The 17,203-nt window shown below is 70.4% G+C and carries 16 protein-coding genes and 2 pseudogenes; 4 read left to right on the forward strand and 14 right to left on the reverse strand.

Features of this window, described 5'->3' with window-relative positions; translation table 11 throughout:
- Nucleotides 1-60 precede the first annotated feature (60 nt).
- Nucleotides 61-1,326 carry an alginate lyase family protein gene (locus AB0I51_RS36790; RefSeq protein ID WP_362982739.1) on the reverse strand — a complete coding sequence of 422 codons (1,266 nt, stop codon included), beginning with the start codon at nt 1,324-1,326 and terminating at the stop codon, nt 61-63.
- A 286-nt stretch (nt 1,327-1,612) separates the two neighbouring features.
- Between AB0I51_RS36790 and AB0I51_RS36795 the strand changes: the two genes are divergently transcribed.
- The gene (locus AB0I51_RS36795) at nt 1,613-2,221 is read left to right on the forward strand and encodes a flavin reductase family protein (RefSeq protein WP_362982740.1); all 609 of its coding nucleotides are present in this window, start codon (nt 1,613-1,615) and stop codon (nt 2,219-2,221) included.
- Here AB0I51_RS36795 and AB0I51_RS36800 read toward each other — a convergent pair.
- The 3 genes and pseudogenes from AB0I51_RS36800 to AB0I51_RS36810 form a co-directional block, all read right to left on the reverse strand.
- Nucleotides 2,218-2,505: pseudogene (locus AB0I51_RS36800) on the reverse strand (aldehyde dehydrogenase family protein); the annotation flags it as partial. The gene AB0I51_RS36795 and the pseudogene AB0I51_RS36800 overlap by 4 nt on opposite strands.
- A gap of 38 nt (nt 2,506-2,543) precedes the next feature.
- Nucleotides 2,544-2,993, reverse strand: a pseudogene (locus AB0I51_RS36805) (class I SAM-dependent methyltransferase); the annotation flags it as partial.
- A 127-nt stretch (nt 2,994-3,120) separates the two neighbouring features.
- The gene (locus AB0I51_RS36810) at nt 3,121-4,227 is read right to left on the reverse strand and encodes a glycoside hydrolase family 6 protein (protein ID WP_362982766.1); all 1,107 of its coding nucleotides are present in this window, start codon (nt 4,225-4,227) and stop codon (nt 3,121-3,123) included.
- Nucleotides 4,228-4,377: 150 nt separating this feature from the next.
- Here AB0I51_RS36810 and AB0I51_RS36815 point away from each other — a divergent pair, with 150 nt between their 5' ends.
- On the forward strand, nt 4,378-5,064 hold the full coding sequence (locus tag AB0I51_RS36815; RefSeq protein WP_362982741.1) for a DUF5995 family protein: 687 nt from the start codon (nt 4,378-4,380) through the stop codon (nt 5,062-5,064).
- 95 nt (nt 5,065-5,159) lie between these two features.
- The gene (locus AB0I51_RS36820) at nt 5,160-6,086 is read left to right on the forward strand and encodes an LLM class F420-dependent oxidoreductase (protein ID WP_362982742.1); all 927 of its coding nucleotides are present in this window, start codon (nt 5,160-5,162) and stop codon (nt 6,084-6,086) included.
- 37 nt (nt 6,087-6,123) lie between these two features.
- Here the strand turns inward: AB0I51_RS36820 and AB0I51_RS36825 are convergent, their stop codons facing one another.
- The 8 genes from AB0I51_RS36825 to AB0I51_RS36860 all read right to left on the reverse strand — a co-directional run bounded on the left by AB0I51_RS36825 (nt 6,124) and on the right by AB0I51_RS36860 (nt 15,278).
- Nucleotides 6,124-7,836, reverse strand: a complete 1,713-nt coding sequence (locus tag AB0I51_RS36825; protein WP_362982743.1) for an NAD(P)/FAD-dependent oxidoreductase — start codon at nt 7,834-7,836, stop codon at nt 6,124-6,126.
- Nucleotides 7,837-7,902: 66 nt separating this feature from the next.
- Nucleotides 7,903-8,691, reverse strand: a complete 789-nt coding sequence (locus AB0I51_RS36830; RefSeq protein ID WP_362982744.1) for a carbon-nitrogen hydrolase family protein — start codon at nt 8,689-8,691, stop codon at nt 7,903-7,905.
- A 427-nt stretch (nt 8,692-9,118) separates the two neighbouring features.
- A complete protein-coding gene (locus tag AB0I51_RS36835; protein ID WP_362982745.1) occupies nt 9,119-9,619 on the reverse strand; it encodes a hypothetical protein in 501 nt (166 codons plus the stop codon).
- Between the two features lie 198 nt (nt 9,620-9,817).
- Nucleotides 9,818-11,293: an HAD-IA family hydrolase gene (locus AB0I51_RS36840; protein WP_362982746.1), complete on the reverse strand. Its 1,476-nt coding sequence runs from the start codon at nt 11,291-11,293 to the stop codon at nt 9,818-9,820.
- Between the two features lie 42 nt (nt 11,294-11,335).
- Entirely contained in the window at nt 11,336-12,418 is a 1,083-nt protein-coding gene (locus AB0I51_RS36845; RefSeq protein WP_362982747.1) for an ABC transporter ATP-binding protein, read from the reverse strand.
- A 3-nt stretch (nt 12,419-12,421) separates the two neighbouring features.
- The gene (locus tag AB0I51_RS36850; RefSeq protein ID WP_362982748.1) at nt 12,422-13,240 is read right to left on the reverse strand and encodes an ABC transporter permease subunit; all 819 of its coding nucleotides are present in this window, start codon (nt 13,238-13,240) and stop codon (nt 12,422-12,424) included.
- Nucleotides 13,225-14,124 carry an ABC transporter permease subunit gene (locus tag AB0I51_RS36855; RefSeq protein WP_362982749.1) on the reverse strand — a complete coding sequence of 300 codons (900 nt, stop codon included), beginning with the start codon at nt 14,122-14,124 and terminating at the stop codon, nt 13,225-13,227. Before AB0I51_RS36855 ends, AB0I51_RS36850 begins: the two co-directional genes overlap by 16 nt.
- Complete coding sequence (locus tag AB0I51_RS36860) at nt 14,121-15,278, reverse strand: extracellular solute-binding protein (RefSeq protein ID WP_362982767.1); 1,158 nt, start codon at nt 15,276-15,278, stop codon at nt 14,121-14,123. Before AB0I51_RS36860 ends, AB0I51_RS36855 begins: the two co-directional genes overlap by 4 nt.
- A 212-nt stretch (nt 15,279-15,490) precedes the next feature.
- On the opposite strand from AB0I51_RS36860, the gene AB0I51_RS36865 reads away from it, so the two are divergent.
- Nucleotides 15,491-16,231 (forward strand): GntR family transcriptional regulator, encoded by a 741-nt coding sequence (locus AB0I51_RS36865; RefSeq protein ID WP_362982750.1) that lies wholly within the window; start codon nt 15,491-15,493, stop codon nt 16,229-16,231.
- A gap of 19 nt (nt 16,232-16,250) precedes the next feature.
- On the opposite strand, the gene AB0I51_RS36870 is transcribed toward AB0I51_RS36865, so the two are convergent.
- Both AB0I51_RS36870 and AB0I51_RS36875 read right to left on the reverse strand, forming a co-directional pair.
- Complete coding sequence (locus AB0I51_RS36870) at nt 16,251-16,679, reverse strand: VOC family protein (protein WP_362982751.1); 429 nt, start codon at nt 16,677-16,679, stop codon at nt 16,251-16,253.
- Nucleotides 16,680-16,715: 36 nt separating this feature from the next.
- The gene (locus AB0I51_RS36875) at nt 16,716-17,168 is read right to left on the reverse strand and encodes an Lrp/AsnC family transcriptional regulator (RefSeq protein WP_362982752.1); all 453 of its coding nucleotides are present in this window, start codon (nt 17,166-17,168) and stop codon (nt 16,716-16,718) included.
- Nucleotides 17,169-17,203 lie beyond the last annotated feature (35 nt).

Consider the following 17,203-nt stretch of genomic DNA (forward strand, 5'->3'; position numbering starts at 1 on the left):
GCAGGCGGCCCTTCACAACCCGGCCCGACGACACTGCGCGGGGCCGCCCCCGCGGCCCGGTCAGCCGGCGATCGAGTCCAGTTGCTCGGCTGCCGGGCGCAGTGCCCACAGGTCGCCGCCGGGTGGCGCCTCCAGTTTCGGTACGGCGGTCCTGGCCCGTGCGTCGCCCGCGTCGGCCGCCGCGTGCACTACGTCGCTGGCCGCGTAGCGGTAGAACTCCAGCTCCGGATGCGGCCACGCGGCGGCTCCGGTCGCGGCGGGCAGCAGATAGTCCACGGCCTTCAACAGGCCCTGCCCGTCCGGGCCTTGATAGGTCCACAGGTTCACACCGACATGCCGGCCGATGGCCGCGAGCCGGGTGTAGGCGACCAGGTCGAAGGTCGAGTAGTGCCAACTCCGGGTCCGCGCCAGCTCCTGCGGCTGGCTGCCGTCGCCCGCGATCTGCGGGTCGACGCGTTTGGCGCGCGCGTCCAGCACGGTCCGTTTCGCCAGCGCCTTGTCGCCGGTCGCGTAGGCGAGGGCGGCGAGCTGCAGGTCGTAGAACGTGCCGTGGTTGTTGGCGGCCGCGCCCTCCTCCTTGCCGAAGGCGCTGTTCTTCAGCCAGCCGAGGAAATCGGAGTTCCACTTGGTCATCGCCGTGCGGTCGGTCTTCGTCCAGCCGGGGGCGCCGGTGCCGAGGACGGCGATGGCGTCGACGACGCTGGTGTACGACTGGGAGAAGTCGATGACGCCGATGGCCCGGCCGTCGTACTTGCAGGGGATGAACTGGGCGTGGTTCAGGTTGGGGTTCATCCTCGTGGCCGGGTCGAGGAACCAGGTGCGCAGGACCTGGCCGGCCTTTCGCGCGTAGCGCTTGTCGCCGGTGTAGTACCAGGCGAGCGCGAGGTCGTACGTCGAGTCGAAGACCTTCTCGACGTCCTGGCGGTCGGTGCCCGTGTCGACCTCGGGGTTGCGCTGCCCGTCGCGCTGGACGTACGGGCAGCCCCAGGGGTTGCCGGCGGTCGGGGTGGTCGTGGGCCACCAGTACGGGGCCTGGCTCAGGTAGTCGTGAACATCGCCACCGGGGGCCGGTTTTGGTTTGTCCACGACCGTCCAGGGGCCCTGGTTCAGCCAGTTGTCGGCACGGGTCGTCAAGTTTCCGAGGGCGCGCCGGAGTTGGGGGTCGCCGTGGTCCAGGCGGAGCTTGGTCTGCTGGAGGCGGGCACCGTCGAGGACGGCGGTGTCGGGGGCGGCCGACAACGGGTGCGCGGCGGCGGAGGGCACGAACACGGCGGTCAGCGTGGCCACCACCGCGAGCAGGACCCCCAGTCGGGGTCTCGCACTCACCCTTGATCTCATCGGTGCACTCACCAGACAACTCCGATCATAAATGTGAACGCAGTTCATGAGTGGGACCGTGCGAGCGTAGAACTGCCAGGTACACGTGGCAATGGTCCGGACCGTCTTCATGTACGGAGACAGTGAGCCTCGTGGGGCTCGCGGTGAGGCTCGGCCCCGGCGGCGCCGCCCCGTTTTCGCGTCGGCGCACAGTTCTTTCTCACGGACGTGGTGTCGGACCGGAACCGCCGCGACAGCGGCGCGGCACCGCACGGGCATCTGATATATCGCTGGTATGCGCACTGAATACAACCCAGCCCAGCTCGAACCCATCGCGGTTTATCGACTGCTCACGTCGACCGTCGTTCCGCGTCCCATCGCCTGGGTTTCGACTGTCTCCGCCGACGGCGTCGACAATCTCGCTCCGCACTCCTTCTTCACGATCTCGTCGGTCACTCCCCCCATCGTCCAGTTCACGTCGGTCGGCCGTAAGGACTCGCTGCGCAATGTCGAGGCCACCGGGCAGTTCGTGGTCAACCTCGCTCCGGAACCGCTTGCCGACGAGGTGAACAGGACGGCCACCGACTTCCCGCACGGTGTCGGCGAGTTCGACGCCGTGGGAGTGGCGCGCGAGGACAGCGCACGGGTGAAGGCACCACGCGTCGCCCGCTCGCCCGCGGCGCTGGAATGCGAACTCCACAGCACCCTGCGGCTGGGTGACTCCACGGTGGTATTCGGACGGGTGGTGCATATCGCGGTCGACGAAACCGTGCTGGAGAACGGCCATCCGGAAATCACTCGGATGCGGCCCCTGGCACGCCTCGGAAAAGACGAGTGGAGCACTATCGGCGACGTTCTCGACCTGCGCCGTATTCGGTACACCGACTGGCCGGCATCGAGTTAAGAGTCCGAATTCCCGCCGGACCGGCCCAGCGGCTTCTCCAACACCGCCTTGCGGTGGCTGAACGTCTCGATCGAGCAGCGGCCGTGGCAGTTGCCCGTGCCGCTCTCCCCCACACCGCCGAACGGCAGGTCGGGGACGGTGAGATGGGCGATCGGAAGACCGTGGCCCAGGCCGCCGGAGGAGGTCTCGGCGGCGATCCGGGCCCGGGTGTCGCCGGAGTCCGTGAAGGTGTAGAGGGCGAGCGGCTTCTCGCGGTCGTTGATGAAGTCGATCGCCGCGTCCAGCCGCCGCACGGCCGCCTCTCGCACGCGTGCGAGCGGGCCCAGATCTCCTGGAACGTCATGAGACCGCCCGGACGCACCAGCCTGGTCAGCGCTTTCACCACCGCCACGGGGTCTTCGAGATACATCAGGACGAGCCGGCCCACCAACGCGTCGACAGGTTCCGCGAGTTCGGCACCGGGCAGCACATGGTGCTCGAAGACGACGTTCTCCATCGCCACCGCGGCGGCATTGGCGCGCGCGGTCTCCAGTACCGCCGGATTCATGTCCACGCCCACAACGCGGCCCTGCGGGCCGACGATTCGCGCGGCGGCGAGAGACACTCCGCCCGTGCCGCAGCCGACGTCGAGGACCCGCATTCCCTCCCGCAGGCCGACGGCCCTCAGGAGGTACTCGGTGGACCCTCCGTACAGCGCGTCCTGGACATCCAGTCTGGCCGTCTCCGCGGAGGTCCTTCCCATCGCGAACGTGCCGCTGCCCGCCTCTGACATGTTCGTTCCGCCACCGTTCACGAGTACCGACCGAGACACCCCGACGGTGACTCGCGGACGACTCTGCCAAGGCGTGGCGGAGCCGTCTTTCGTGTCGGCGCACAGTCCTTTCCCGTGGACGAGCGGATCAGCGGGCCAAGTCGTAGGCGTACGACGCCGTGAACGTGCCGGCCGCGCCCTTGCAGCCGTCCGACTCCCCCGGCAGTTTCACCCACAGATAGCCGTCGATCCGGGCCTCCCCGGTGTTCAGCGTCGGTGCCCGGCCGATCTTCCGGCCGACCGGGTCGCACCACTGGCCGTCGGCCGGGGCGCCGTTGCCGTTGCGGCTGGTGTCGATGACGGCGCCGAGATCCGCGGGGCCGCCGAGGGTGTCGAGGACCTGGCGGTCGTAGGCGATCTCGGCCGAAGTGGTGTGGAAATTCGAGACGTTGCTGAAGATCCCGTCGGAGGACCCGGCGGAGGCCGCGCCCGCCTGCTTGAGCAGGGCCGCCTGCCGGTCGGCCGGGTTCCAGTCGGAGTGGCCGGCGTCGTAGTACACGCGGGCCTGCGGATCGGCGGCCTTCAGAACGCGGCCGGCGCGGGCCAACGCCTGGAAGCGTTCGGCGCGTTGGGTGTCGTCGAGGCAGTCGGACTGGGCTATGGAGTCCGGCTCCAGTATCACGACGACCTCCCGGGAGCCCAGGCCCGCCGCGAAGTTGTCGATCCAGCCGTCGTACGCGGCGAAGTCGGACGCGCCACCCTCGGAGGCCCCGCCGCAGTCGCGGTCCGGGATCGCGTACGGCACGACGACCGGCACCCTGCCCTGCGCGGCGGCGCCCGAAGTGACCGCGCGGACGCGGGAGGTGATGGTCGACGGTGTGAAGTCGGCGAACCACACCGCCGCCGGCCGGTCGGCGATCCTGGACTCGATGACCTCGGTACGAGGGTCGTCGGGGTGGTCGCGGACCCAGTCGAGGACCTGGGACTCGGGATGGCGGTAGAGACGCGGGGAGACGGTGGCGGTCCGCCGCGGTTTCCGCGCGGTGCCGGCCGTGGCGCTCTTCTTCGGGCGGGCGGACGAACTCGCCTTCGTAGACGGGGAGTTCGACGCCGAGGGCACATCGGGCAGCGGAACCAGAAGAGTCGCCCCCGTCGCGTCGGGACGCGCCGAGCTCGCATCGCTGCCGTCGTCCAGCGCTCTGATCATCCCGGTCACCGTGCCGACCGCGACCACGACCGACGCGGCCACGACCAGCACGCTCCGGCGGGCGCCCCGGCCGCGCCGCCGGCCACGCGAACCCGACACGCTGCCGCCCCCTCCCGTGCGGCGCGCCCGTTCCCCCGTTCTGGGGAAGTGTCGGGCCCGCCGGCACCTCGGCCAGCCTAGGACTGGGACGCTGCCCCCATGGGGCAATTGGCACACTTCACCACACCCGTGGACAAGGTCGTCCTCCGGCTGCGCGCGCTCGACGAGGAGCTGCCCGCACGGGACGGGATCGCGGTGTTCAACCGCGTCTACCTCGCCGTCACGGAGGCGGTCGACCGGAGCGTCGACGCCGGGCGGTTCACGGACCCACGGGCCGCGATCACGCTGGACGTACGGTTCGCGGAACGCTATCTGGCGGCCGTGGACGTGGTCGCCAACGGGCGGCGCGCGCCCGCCTGTTGGCGTCCGCTGTTCCAGCTGCGCCGGCATCCGGGTGTACGACCGCTGCAGTTCGCCCTCTCGGGCATCAATGCGCACATCGGCCACGATCTCGTGCTCGCCGTGGTGGACGCCTGTCGTACGCTCGACTGCGAACCGGCCGATCTGGAGGACGAGTTCGACCGCGTGGGCGATCTCCTCGTGTCGCTGGAGGAGCGCATCCGCGAAGAGCTGATGCCGGGGCCCGACCTGTTCCAGATCGCCGATCCGCTCACTCATCTGCTCGGCTCGTGGAGCCTGGAGCGCGCCCGGGACGCCACCTGGACGGCGGCCCGGGCTCTGTGGGCGCTGCGCGGACTGCCCGATGTCGCCGAGGAGTTCATCGAGCGGCTGGACGCGGCGGTGGGGCTCGCGGGCCGCATGATGCTCACCCCGCTGCCCGACTGAGGTGGCCTGATCCGATCGCCGCGCGAGCCGCTTCGGAATCTCCCGGTGATCGCCCTACGTTGACGGCAGGCACCCGACGGCAAAGGAGCACCGGTATGACTCGGCTCGGCCTCAGCCTTCCCCAGATGCGGCAGTACAGCATCGGCGCGGACGTTCCCGACGTTGCCCGCACCGCCGAGCACATAGGCTACGACAGCCTGTGGGTCTTCGAGCGGGCCCTCTTCCCGGAGCCCGCCACCCAGGGGCTGTACGGCGTCCCGGGTCTGCCCTGGCCCGACGCGTACCGGAACGTGGCCGAGCCGCTGGTCACACTGACCCTCGCGGCGGCGGCCACCGAGCGGGTGCGACTGGGCAGCAGCGTGCTGGTGGCACCGCTGCACACGCCCTTCCAACTGGCCAAGTCCCTGGCCTCGTTGGACGCGGCGAGCGGCGGCCGGGTGATCGCGGGCCTGGGCACCGGCTGGTCGCTCGACGAGTACGCGGCCTCCGGCATCCGGCCGTTCGGGGAACGCGGCAAGGTCCTCGACGAGTTGATCGAGGTGTGCCGGGCGGTCTGGGGCCCCGACCCGGTGAAGTACGACGGGCAGCTGACGAAGATAGCCTCCGCCGTGGTCGGGCCGAAGCCCGCCCGGCCGATCCCGATCATGCTGGCCGCGACCAGCAAGAAGGCCCAGCGGCGACTGGTGGACCACGCCGACGGCTGGCTGCCGGTGGGCATGGGTGCCGAGCAACTGGCCGCCCAGTGGCGGGAGTTGCAGGATCTGGCGGCCGAAAGCGGGCGCACCGAACCGATCCGGACAGTCGTGCGGGTCAACACCGTGTACACGGCCAAGCCCTACGACGGACCCGACCGCCAGCCTTTCCAGGGCAGCACCGACCAGATCGTCGAGGACCTGGTGGCACACGCGGCGGTCGGCCTGGAGGAGATCCTGATCGACCTCCAGACCACCCCGCGGGACGGCCAGGAGCTCAAGGACGTCGCTGCGGAGGTGTACGAGAAGGCGCGGGCCGCCGGGATCTGAAATCCGGCCGATCCGCCTCCGGCCGGTTGAACTCCCCTCAGTCCTCCGGGAGTTCGACCGGCGCGATGTCGTCGTAGACGTCTCCCGGGCCCGGGTTGGTCGGGTCGGTCGTGCCGCCGAGCTGGTGCATGACGCCCCAGACCGCGTTCAGGGCGGTCTGGACTGCGCCCTCGGCCCAGCCGGCCGTCCAGGAGATGTCGTCCCCGGCGAGGAAGACGCCCCGCTTGTCCTCGGGCAGCCGGTCCTGCATGAAGTGGGTGAACAGGCGCCGCTGGTAGCGGTAGTGGCCGGGCAGGTTGGCCTTGAACGCGCCCATGAAGTAGGGCTCGTTCTCCCAGGAGACGGTCACCGGGTTGCCGATGACGTGCTTCCTGATGTCGACCTTCGGGTAGATCTCGCCGAGCGACTTCAGCATGACCTCCATCCGCTCGTTGGCGGACAGCGGCAGCCACTTGAGGCTGTCGTCGCACCAGGTGTACGAGAGGCAGATGACGGCGGGCTTGTCCGGGCCGTCGTCGAGGAGGTAAGTGCCGCGCGTCATACGGTCGGTGAGAGTCATCGACATGACGTCCCGGCCGGTCGCGTTTCCCCTGTCGTCGACGGCCTTGTCGAGCCAGAACGGCCGGTCGACCGGGACGAAGAGCTTGGAGCTCTCCATGTAGTGGGTGCGCTCGATCGCCGTCCAGTGGTCGATCGGGAAGAGCGAGTCGTCGCAGGCGATCTTGGAGAGCAGCATCCAGGACTGGGCGGTGAAGATCGCGGCCCGGTAGGTCCGGATGTCGCCGTTGGCGTCGGTGACCGTGATCCTGTTGCCGGCCGTGCGGTGGAGCCGGGTCACGGCGGGGCGGGGTTCGCCGTTCACGTGCAGGGACGCCAGCGAGGTGCCGTAGGGCCAGTGGACGATCTTCTCCGGCTCGCGGTCCCAGAGCCTGAGCGGGAGTTGCTGGGAGCCGCCGACGATGCCCCGGTGGTGGTCGTCGGCCTCGGTGTAGACGACGCGCAGGATTTCGAGGATCGAGTTGGGGAAGTCGGTGTCCCAGCCGCCGGTGCCGAAGCCGACCTGGCCGAAGATCTCGCGGTGCCGGAAGGACTTGAAGGACTCGGATTCGCAGAGGAAGCCGTAGAAGGTCTGGTTGTCGAGCTTCTCGACGAGCCTCGACCAGATCTCGCGGATGCGCGGGACGTCGCGTTCGCGCATGGCGCGGTTCATGTCGGAGAAGTCGGCGCCCTCTTCGAGGCAGGCGTTCCAGGCGTGCATCACATCGCGGTAGACCTGCGGGAGGTCGTCGACGGTGGTCGCGTAGTGGGACTCGCCCTTGAGGTCGACGACGGTCGAAGGGGTCGCCTCCGCAAGGGGGTTGGGGAACGGGCGCGTCTCAAGTCCGACCAGGTCGATGTAGTGCTGGAGCGCGGTGGAGGAGGGCGGGAAGCGCATCGCGCCCATCTCTGCGGTGAGGGAGGGGTCGCAGCCCTCGAAGCCGACCGTGCGCAGTCGGCCGCCGATCCGATCGGCCTCGTAGACGACGGGCTTGAGGCCCATCTTCATCAGCTCGTAGGCGGCCACGATGCCGGACAACCCGCCCCCGACGACCGCGACTTCGGTGCCGTGCTCGGTCGCGGGTATCTGTCCGAGGCCCGCCGGGTGGGCGAGGAAGTCGTCGTAGGCGTAGGGGAAGTCCGGCCCGAACATGGTGATCGGCGGCTGTCGATCGTCGGCGTGCTGGACGGCGTTGGGCACCGTGGACGTCATGGGGCAGGGACTCCTTGCGACAAAGCTTTTGGGAGAAGGCCGGGAAAGGCGGGGAAGGCGGGGGATTCAGGCCAGGGACCCGTAGAGGCCGGGGCGGCGGTCCCGCAGATACGGGTTCGCGGCGCGGGACTCGGCGAGGAACGCGGGGTCGACGTCGCCGAGGAGCAGTTCCTCGCCGGGGCCGGCCTTGGTGCGGGCGACTCCGTCCGGACCGGCGAGCGTGGAGAGGCCGAAGAAGTCGAACTCCCCTTCCTGGCCGATGCGGTTGATGTACGCCACGTACATCTGGTTCTCCCAGGCCCGCACCGGGACCACGGACTCGGCGACCAGCTCGAACGGGTGCATGTTCGCCGTCGGGACGAGCAGCAGGTCGGTGCCGGCGAGCGCGTGGGCGCGGACGGGCTCCGGGAACTCGACGTCGTAGCAGATCATGAGGCCGATGGTCAGACCGCTCAACTCGGCCTGTACGACGGGCTGTTCGCCGGGGGTGAAGTGGGCGCGCTCGAAGTCGCCGAAGAGGTGGGTCTTGCGGTAGTTCGCGAGGCGGTCGCCGTCGGCGGAGATCAGCTGGGCGGAGTTGTGGACGGCGTCGCCGTCGCGCTCCGGGTAGCCGTAGGTGATGGCGAGTCCGTGCCGGGTGGCGATCTCGGCGACCGTGTCGGCCCAGTCGCCGTCGGCGGGTTCGGCGAGGCGGCCGATGTCGTCGCCGATCGCGTATCCGGTGAGGAACATCTCCGGCGCGGCGAGCAGCGCGGCACCGCCGGCCGCGGCCCGGCCGGCGGCCTCGTCGAGGACCTTGAGGTTCTCGACGACGGAGCCGGGGCGGCCGGAGCTCTGGAGCAGGGCGGTGCGCATGTGTGGTCCTCACCGGTACGAAAGGGTCGAAAGGCCGAAAAGGTTGAAGAGCCACCTATCGGGGGCTCTCTAGACGGTACGGCCGAGGGGCTGGGCCGGACAAGAAGGAGCCGTTGCGCGCCGGTGAGCGTTTCGTTGCGTGCGGGTGGGTCGGGGCGGCGATTCGTTGCGTGCCGGCCGTTCCGGTGCCGCGGCCCGGTTGTCAGACCTCAGGCGTAGGTCTCCGCGCATGAATCCTGACCTGATCAGCCGGCTCGCGCCGTTCCGTGCGGAGGCACTGAGTCGCGGGATACCGCTCCAGGACGTGGAGGCGTGGATCGCCACTGCCCGTCCGTCCGGGACCTTCGTCACCCGTGGGGACGGGCCGGTCGTGCGCAGGTTCGGCGGGCTGCTGCTGCACGCCGACGCCCCCGACCCCTGGTACCCGTTACTCGCCACCCTCGACTGCGCAGCCCTGCCCGACGAGGTGACGGGCCTCCCGCTCCCGGCCGACGGCCGCATGCTGCTCTTCGGCTTCTCCGAGATGACGTACTACGGCGGTACTGCCGGTGAGGTCGTGTACATCCCCGAGGGGACCCCCGTCGAGGAGCGGACCTCGAAGTACCCCTGCGTCCACGGCGAGAAGGGGGCCGAGTTCGGCAACGGCGACGCGCTCGGCATCTACGAGCAGTCCCCCCAGGAGGCGCTGCGGCTGGAGCCCGTCGTCTCCCTGCCCTCCCATTTCCTGGCCCCGTCCCCCGAGTCCGGCGAGGAGACCGTCACATTCCCCGGCCATCCCCGCGCCCGGGAGCTGGCCGAGGTATGGGAGGAGACGTGCGGCGACATCGTCGTCGACGGCCCGCTGCACATCGGCGGGTGCCTCCACGAGTGCACGGAGACGGATCCCGTCGCGGACGCCGCGGAGGACGCGGAACAGGCGCGACAGCACCGGACCGAGGCTGCACCCGGGGCCGCCGACGCCACGCCGCTGCCCGCCCCCGAGGAGTGGACGCTGCTCGCCCAGTGGGACAGCGGTCTCAACGAGCGAGAGGGTTCCACCCTGCACCGGGTGATCCCGCGCCAGGATCTGACCGGGCGCCGCTTCGACCGCGCCCACGTGTCGTTCTTCTGGAATCCCCGACAGGGCCTACGGCTTGGGCACCGCGAAGACCGTGAGTACGGCCGCGTGGTCCGAGGGCCAGCAGTTCGCGGACACGTCCGGCCAGGGGCTCGGAGTCCCGGTGACGAACGTCCGGGAGTCCAGCACGGTCAGGCCCCGGTGCAGCACGTAGTCGATACGGTCCTGCGGCTCGGGGCGCCCGCTGCCGTCCTCGTGCAGGAGGTGGATCGGCGACCAGGTGTGGCCGGGGTCGGCGGCCGGGTCCGGGTGGGCCTCCCGGTAGCTGTCGCGCAGGCCCGCGTCCGCCGCCGCCTTCGTGACCGGCCATTCCACGTCCGGCCGGTCCAGGTGCGAGGGGCTGTTGAAGTCGCCGACCAGGACGACGGGTACGGCGTCCTCGGCCGCCTCCGCGATCCGGTCCAGGGTGTCCCGCATCTGGGCGAGCCGTACCTCCTCGTGGGCGATCAGCTCGGCGGCCGGGAGCCCGTCGAAGGCTGACTCGTAGGGGCCGTAGGGCGTGTAGTCGAGGTGGCAGGTCCACAGGTCGATCGCCCGGCCCCCGGGGACGGCGATCCGTACCCCGGCGGCTCCGTAGAAGCCGACGTCCGGGTCGCCGAATCGGGCGGTGATCGGGTGGCGGCTGATCACGCCGAGGTTCTCACCGGCCCGGTGGTGGTGCCAGCCGAGCGCCTCGGCCAGTTCCTCGGCCGCGGTGCCGCCCGTTTCCTGCAGACCGACCACGTCCGCGCCGGTCTCCGCGATGACCTTCAGCTGCTTGGTCCGGTGGTCGTCGACCTTGCTGCCGCCGAGCCAGAGATTCCAGGTCAACACGCGTAGTTCACGTGCCGCGCCCGGCGTCACCATCGCGCGCAGGTCCGCCGGGGTGACGCCGACGAGGCTCGCCCGTACCGTCCGGCCGGGGGCCGTGTCTATCGGGGCCAGCGACGGTACGGCGAGGACCGCGCAGCCGGCCGCCTCGGCGGAGCTGACGCCGGTCTGGGTGTCCTCGACGGCCACGCAGGCCGCCGGGTCGACGCCGAGGGCGCGGCAGGCGGCGAGGTAGGGGTCCGGGGCGGGCTTGGTGGACCCGGTGTCGTCGGCGGTGACGGAGACCGCGAAGCGGCCGGCGCCGAGGGCGTCGAGGACGGTGTCGGCGACCGCGCGGGGGGACGCGGTGACGAGCGCCGTGGGGACGCCGTCGCGGGCGAGGGCGTCGAGGAGGTCGAACGCGCCGGGGCGGGGCACGATGCCGGTGCGGACGCGGTCGGCGAACTCCCGGTGCAGTTCGGCCGCGAGGTGCGTCGCCGACGCGCCCGTGGTGGTGGCGAGCCAGTCGGCGGTGTGCTCGACCGGGCGCCCGAGCACCTCCGACTGGTCCGCGTCCGTCAGGGTTCTGCCCGCGACCTGCTCCACCGCCTCCCACCACAGCCGCTCGGTGTCGACGAGCGTTCCGTCCATGTCGAACAGGACAGCCTGGAGCGGGAGTTGAGCGTGGGGGGTCACGTTTCTCTCTTTCACTGCGGGTTCACTACGGGCCTGTGGGCCCTACGGGTTGACGCGCTCTGCCACGAGCACCGGCCGCTCCGGCAGCGACACGCGTACGGCGACTCCGGCGCCCAGGGTGGTGGCCTCGTGCGTGGGCAGGTCGGCCTTGACCTCGGTGCCGTCGGCGAGCAGAACGCTGACGCGGACGACCGCGCCGTGGAAGGCGGTGCCGACGACACGCGCGTCTCCGGCGTCGTCGGCGTGCACGTGGATCGCCTCGGGCCGGACGAGCACGTCCACGTCCGGTCCGGCCGGAGCCTCGCCGTCGACGGGCAGCCACTGGCCCCCGAGGACTTCGACGACCCCGTCCGCGAGTCGTCCCGGGAGCCGGCTCATGGTGCCGACGAACTCGGCGACGAACGGGGTCGCGGGCCTGCCGTACAACTCGGCCGGTGCGGCGCACTGTTCGAGCTTCCCGGCACGCATCACGGCGACCCGGTCGGCGATGGACAACGCCTCTTCCTGATCGTGCGTCACGAAGAGGGTGGTGATGCCCAGTTCCTGCTGAAGGCGGCGGATCTCCTCGCGCAGGGAAAGCCGTACCTTGGCGTCGAGCGCCGACAGCGGCTCGTCCAGGAGCAACACTCGCGGACGCAGGGCGAGCGCGCGGGCCAGCGCGATGCGCTGCTGCTGGCCGCCGGAGAGCTGGTGCGGGAAGCGCTCACCCTTGTCGCCGAGCCCGACAAGGTGGAGCAACTCGTTTGCGCGGAAGCGTCGTTCGGACTTGTTCACCTTGCGCATGCGCAGTCCGAAGGCGACGTTGTCGAGCGCGTTGAGATGCGGGAAGAGGCTGTACGACTGGAAGACCATCCCGGCGTCGCGGCGGTGCGCGGGCACGTCGGTGACGTCCTTGCCGTCCACCAACACCTTGCCGGAGGTGGGGTGTTCGAAGCCGGCGAGCATGCGCAGGGCGGTGGTCTTGCCGCAGCCGGAGGGACCGAGCAGGGCCAGGAACTCGCCGGGCTGGACGGTCAGGTCGAGTCCGTCGAGGGCAACCGTCGGGCCGAACTCCCGGCGCAGGCCCCGGAATTCGACGGTGGCGGCGTTCTCCGTGGCGGTTTTCTCAAGCGTGGTGGCGGTCATGGTTCATCCCCGGGACGAAGCGGTTTTGTCGCGCCCGCCGACACCGGCGAGCGTGAGGAGGAGTGCCCAGGTGACGACCAGGCTGAGCACGGAGACGGCGACGGAGAGCTGGGCGTTGGACCCGCCGACGCTGTAGATCCACACGGCGAAGGGCTGGAAGCCCAGGAGCTGGGCCACGGTGAACTCGCCGAGCACCAGCGCCAGCGTGAGGAAGGACGCGTTGAGCAACGCCCCGCGCAGATTGGGCAGTACGGCCCGCACGAGGGCCTGCGGCCAGCCCGCGCCGCAGCTGCGGGCGGCCTCGACGAGGGTCTTCACGTCGATGGCCCGCAGCCCCGAGTCCAGCGCCCGGTACACGAAGGGCAGCGCCATCACGACGTAGGCGAGGACGAGGACGAACGGGAAGCTCGGGTTCTGGATGGCGACGAAGGTCTCGAAGAGCGGGGTGCGGGACAGGTAGTCGGGGCCCCACTTGAGGACCGTGGCAATACCGGCGACGAACGCGATCGGCGGCACCACCAGCGGCAGCGAGCAGATCACCTCGACGACCGGGCGCAGCCGGGGCGCGCCGAGCCGTAGCGCGACCATGGCCGGGACCATCAGGAGCAGGACTACGGCGATGGTGGCGGCGGCGAGTTCCAGCGAGAGCACCAGGCTGGAGGTGAAGCCGTCGGCCGAGACGATCTGGGTGTAGGCGTCGAAGGTGACGCCCTCCCCCGGCACGTCGACCGTGAAGATCACCGACGCGGCGAGCGGCACCAGGAAGTACAGGGCGGCTAGGCCGAGGACGACCCACCGCCAGAGGTTCAGGCGTCCAGCCATCGCGCGCTCCGTCGTTGCAGGGGCAGGTACACGGCCATGACCAGGCCCGCGACCAGGACCATGTCGAGGCTGAGGGCGAGGGCCACGTTCTCCTGGCCGACCAGCACATTGCCGGAGATGGCGTCGGCGATCTGCAGGGTGACCAGCGGGATCGAACTGCCCACCATGGCCGCGGCGGTGGCGTACGCGGCGAAGGCGCTGCCGAAGAGGAGGACGAACCCGCCGAGCAGCGAGGGCAGCAGCACCGGCAGAGCCACGTGCCGCCAGTACTGGACGCCGGTGGCGCCGTTGTTCTGGGCGGCCTCGCGCCACTGGGTGCGCAGGCCCTCCAGGGCGGGGGTGATGGTGAGGACCATGAGCGGGATGAGGAAGTACAGGTAGACGAGGACCAGGCCCGAGAAGCTGTAGAGGTCCCAGCCCTTGTCCTTGAGGCCCAAGTGGGTCGTCAGCACACCGGCGTTGCCGAGCGTGGCGACGAACGCGAAGGCGAGGGGGACACCGCCGAAGTTGGCGAGGACACCGGACGCGGTGAGCACGGCCTCGCGCAGCGCGCGGAAGCGGGAGGTGACGACGACCTGCGCGAGCGGCAGCCCGAGCAGGGTGCCGAGGGCACCCGAGAGGGCGGACAGCTTGACGCTGCCGATCAGCGCGGTGAGGTAGGCGCCCTTGAGGGAGTCGGTCAGGTTGACGGTGCTGTACGAAGTGGCGCCCGTCGCCTGGTCCTTGACGGTGAAGGCGCCGTTCAGCATCGCGATGGCGGGCACCCCGAAGGCGACCGCGACGAACACGAGCAGCGGGACCACGGCTATCCAGCCGGGGACGCGGCGCCGCCGCTTCTCGGAAGCGGCGGCGTCGACGTCGGCCCGCGTGAGCGTGGCCGTCATCCGGAGACGGCCTTCGCCCAGCCGGACGCGATGACCGTCTTGGCCTTGCTCTGCTGGGCCTCGGTCGGGAAGGACGGCGTGCCGGAGACCTTGGGGAGCTTGGCTGCGGCGGTCTTGTCGAGGGTGCCGGCCGACTCCATGGAGGTCATCAGCGCCGGGCGCGCGTAACCCTTGAGCCACAGGTTCTGGCCCTCGGCGCTGTACAGGTACTCCTGCCACAGACGGGCGGCCGCCGGGTGCGGGGCGTCCTTGTTGATGGCCTGCGAGTAGTACTGCGCGTACTGGCCGTCGCTCGGGATGGTGACCTTCCAGTCGACGCCCTTGGACTTGAACTCGTCGGCGTAACCGGCGTTGAGGTAGTCCCAGTCGATGGAGATGGGCGTCTCGCCCTTCTCGACGGTGGCCGGGGTGGACTCGACGGGCGTGTAGTTGCCGTTCTTCTTCAGCTTGGCGAAGAGGTCCAGGCCGGGCTGGATGTCGTCGAAGGAGCCCTTGTTGGCGAGCGCCGCCGCGTAGACGCCGCCGAAGGCCGAACCCGACTTGGTGGGGTTGCCGTTGAGGGCGACCTGGCCCTTGTACTGCGGCTTGAGCAGGTCCGCGAAGGTGGTCGGGCAGGTCTTGACGCGCTTGGCGTCGCAGCCGATGGAGATGTAGCCGCCGTAGTCGTTGAACCACTGCCCCTTCGGGTCCTTCTGGCCCTCGGGGATCTGGTCGAAGGCGGCGACCTTGTACGGCGCGAGCAGGCCCTGCTGGGCGGCGCTGAGCGCGAAGGAGGAGCCGAGGTCGAGGACGTCGGGCGCACGGTCCTGGCCCTTGCGGGAGGTCACGGCGTTGATCTCGTCCTGGCTGGAGCCGTCCGGGTTCTCGTCCGTGATCTTGATGCCGTACTTCTTGGTGAAGCCGTCGATGATGGCGCCGTAGTTGGCCCAGTCACGGGGCACCGCGATGATGTGCAGCGCGCCCTCCTTCTTGGCGGCCTTGACCAGGGCGTCCATCCCACCGAAGCCGGCGGCGGAGGTGGCGGTGGCGGCGTTCTTGCCGTCGGCGGTGGTCGACGAGTTGGTGGGAGCGGCGCCGCAGGCGCTCAGGGCGAGCGCGGCGACGACGGCGAGGGAACCACCCAGGACGGCGTTTCTCGGCGGGGACACGGTCACGGTCTCTCCAGGGGTGCGCACGAGGGTCAGAGCAGATCGGAGAACTTGTCTGAACAAGTTGGCCTCAGTACGCCCGCCAATGGTGTCTTGTTCGTAAACATTGGCGAAACCGTGACCCCTTATTCGCTGCACACTCCTGGCTGACACGGATCACCGAGGGAACTCGACTACGCTGCTCACGCTGTGCACAGTGGCCGACTCAGAGGGGAAGCATGACGGCGCGACACGAGGAGATCGCCGACGAGCTGCGCAAGGCCATCGACCGCGAGGAGTACACAGTCGGCAGCCGGCTGCCCGCGGAGACGGAGCTCGCGGCGCAGTACGGCGTCTCGCGCGGCACGGTCCGCCAGGCCGTCGCGGCCCTCACCGCCGAGGGGCTGATCGGCTCCCGCCAGGGCGCCCGCCGGATGGTGCTGGCCAGCCGCCGCAGCCAGAGCTTCGCGGAGCTGCGCAGCTTCGCCGAGTGGGCGCGCGCGATGGAGCGCGAGGCGACCGGTCACGTGGCCGAGCAGGGGTACCGCCCGGCCACGGCCGAGGACGCCGTACGCCTCCAACTCGCCGAGAAGACACCGGTGTTGCACGTCCTGCGGGTGCGTGGTCTGGACGGCGAGCCCGTCCTGCTGGAGCGGACCGTGTACGCCGACTGGATCTCACCGGCCGTCGAGGCGATCGAGCCCGACTGCCCGTCGGTCACTCAACGCCTGTACGACGACACGGGGTTGGTCTTCGCCTACGGCGAGCACGTGATCGACGCGGTGGCGGCTGGCGCGCAGGACGCGGAGCTGCTGGGCATCCGGCGGACCAGCCCGCTGCTGCGGGTCCGCCGGGTCACAACCACCCGCGAGGGACGGCCTGTTGAGTGGTCCGACGACCGCTACCGCTCGGACGCGGTGACCTTCAGCGTGCACAACTCGATAGGCAACAACGCGCTGGCCCGCAAGACGGCGGAGTGAACCCGGGGAGCCCGGAGGCTCAACCGGCCGCCACACAGAACTCGTTGCCCTCCGGGTCGGCCATCACCACATGGTGCCCGTCGACCTCGGTGAGTACCCGGCCGCCCGCGTCCACCAACCGCTCGGCCTCGGCTCTGATCGCGGCCCATCTCTCCTCGGACCCACCCCGCGCCGGGACCCGGATGTCGAGGTGGAGCCGGTTCTTGACGGTCTTGGGCTCGGGGACCTTGAGGACGGACAGGCGCGGTCCGACGCCGTCGGGGTCGCACAGCCAGGCGCCGTCGTCCTCGGCCCCGTCGTCCTCCGGGTCGTGGTGCGCGATCCACTCGGCGCGCGTGGCGAAGGGAGCGGGCGGCGGCTCGTCGACGTAGCCGAGGGCCGTCTTCCAGAACGCGGCGAGGAGCGGGGCGTCGTCGCAGTCGAGGGTGAGATCGATTCGTGCTGCCATGCCCGAGACCGTACGGCGTCCCACTGACAGTCGCCCTTAGGCGGGCGAGCCGGACGAGAAGCGGCGCAGCAGCGGGGACAGCACCAGCACGGACTTCGTCCGTTCCACGAACGGCTCCCCCGCGATCCGCTCCAGCACCCGCTCGAAGTGGCGCATGTCGGCGGCGAAGACCTGGACGACGGCGTCGGCGTCGCCGGTGACGGTGGAGGCGGCGACCACCTCCTGGTAGCGCTCCAGGCCCCGTCGGATGGTGTCCGGAGAGGTGTTGTGCCGGCAGTAGATCTCGACGAACCCCTCGGTCTGCCAGCCGAGCGCCGCCGGGTCCACCCGTACGGTGAAACCGGTGATGGCGCCGGTGGCCCGCAGTCGGTCCACGCGCCGCTTCACCGCGGGCGCGGAGAGGCCGACCAGGTGCCCGATGTCCGCGAAGGAGCGGCGGGCGTCCTCGGCGAGGGCGTGCACGATGCGTTCGTCGAGTTCGTTGAGCACTGCGGGCGGTTCACTTCTCTGCGCTGGCCGGGTGG

Source organism: Streptomyces sp. NPDC050549 (genome assembly GCF_040655035.1).
Lineage (GTDB): Bacteria > Actinomycetota > Actinomycetes > Streptomycetales > Streptomycetaceae > Streptomyces.

Coding starts and splice junctions, on each gene's coding strand:
- AB0I51_RS36815 (WP_362982741.1), top strand. CDS start 4,378: ATGGGGCAATTGGCACACTTCACCACACCCGTGGACAAGGTCGTCCTC.
- AB0I51_RS36795 (WP_362982740.1), top strand. CDS start 1,613: ATGCGCACTGAATACAACCCAGCCCAGCTCGAACCCATCGCGGTTTAT.
- AB0I51_RS36845 (WP_362982747.1), bottom strand. CDS start 12,418: ATGACCGCCACCACGCTTGAGAAAACCGCCACGGAGAACGCCGCCACC.
- AB0I51_RS36850 (WP_362982748.1), bottom strand. CDS start 13,240: ATGGCTGGACGCCTGAACCTCTGGCGGTGGGTCGTCCTCGGCCTAGCC.
- AB0I51_RS36830 (WP_362982744.1), bottom strand. CDS start 8,691: ATGCGCACCGCCCTGCTCCAGAGCTCCGGCCGCCCCGGCTCCGTCGTC.
- AB0I51_RS36865 (WP_362982750.1), top strand. CDS start 15,491: ATGACGGCGCGACACGAGGAGATCGCCGACGAGCTGCGCAAGGCCATC.
- AB0I51_RS36870 (WP_362982751.1), bottom strand. CDS start 16,679: ATGGCAGCACGAATCGATCTCACCCTCGACTGCGACGACGCCCCGCTC.
- AB0I51_RS36825 (WP_362982743.1), bottom strand. CDS start 7,836: ATGACGTCCACGGTGCCCAACGCCGTCCAGCACGCCGACGATCGACAG.
- AB0I51_RS36820 (WP_362982742.1), top strand. CDS start 5,160: ATGACTCGGCTCGGCCTCAGCCTTCCCCAGATGCGGCAGTACAGCATC.
- AB0I51_RS36855 (WP_362982749.1), bottom strand. CDS start 14,124: ATGACGGCCACGCTCACGCGGGCCGACGTCGACGCCGCCGCTTCCGAG.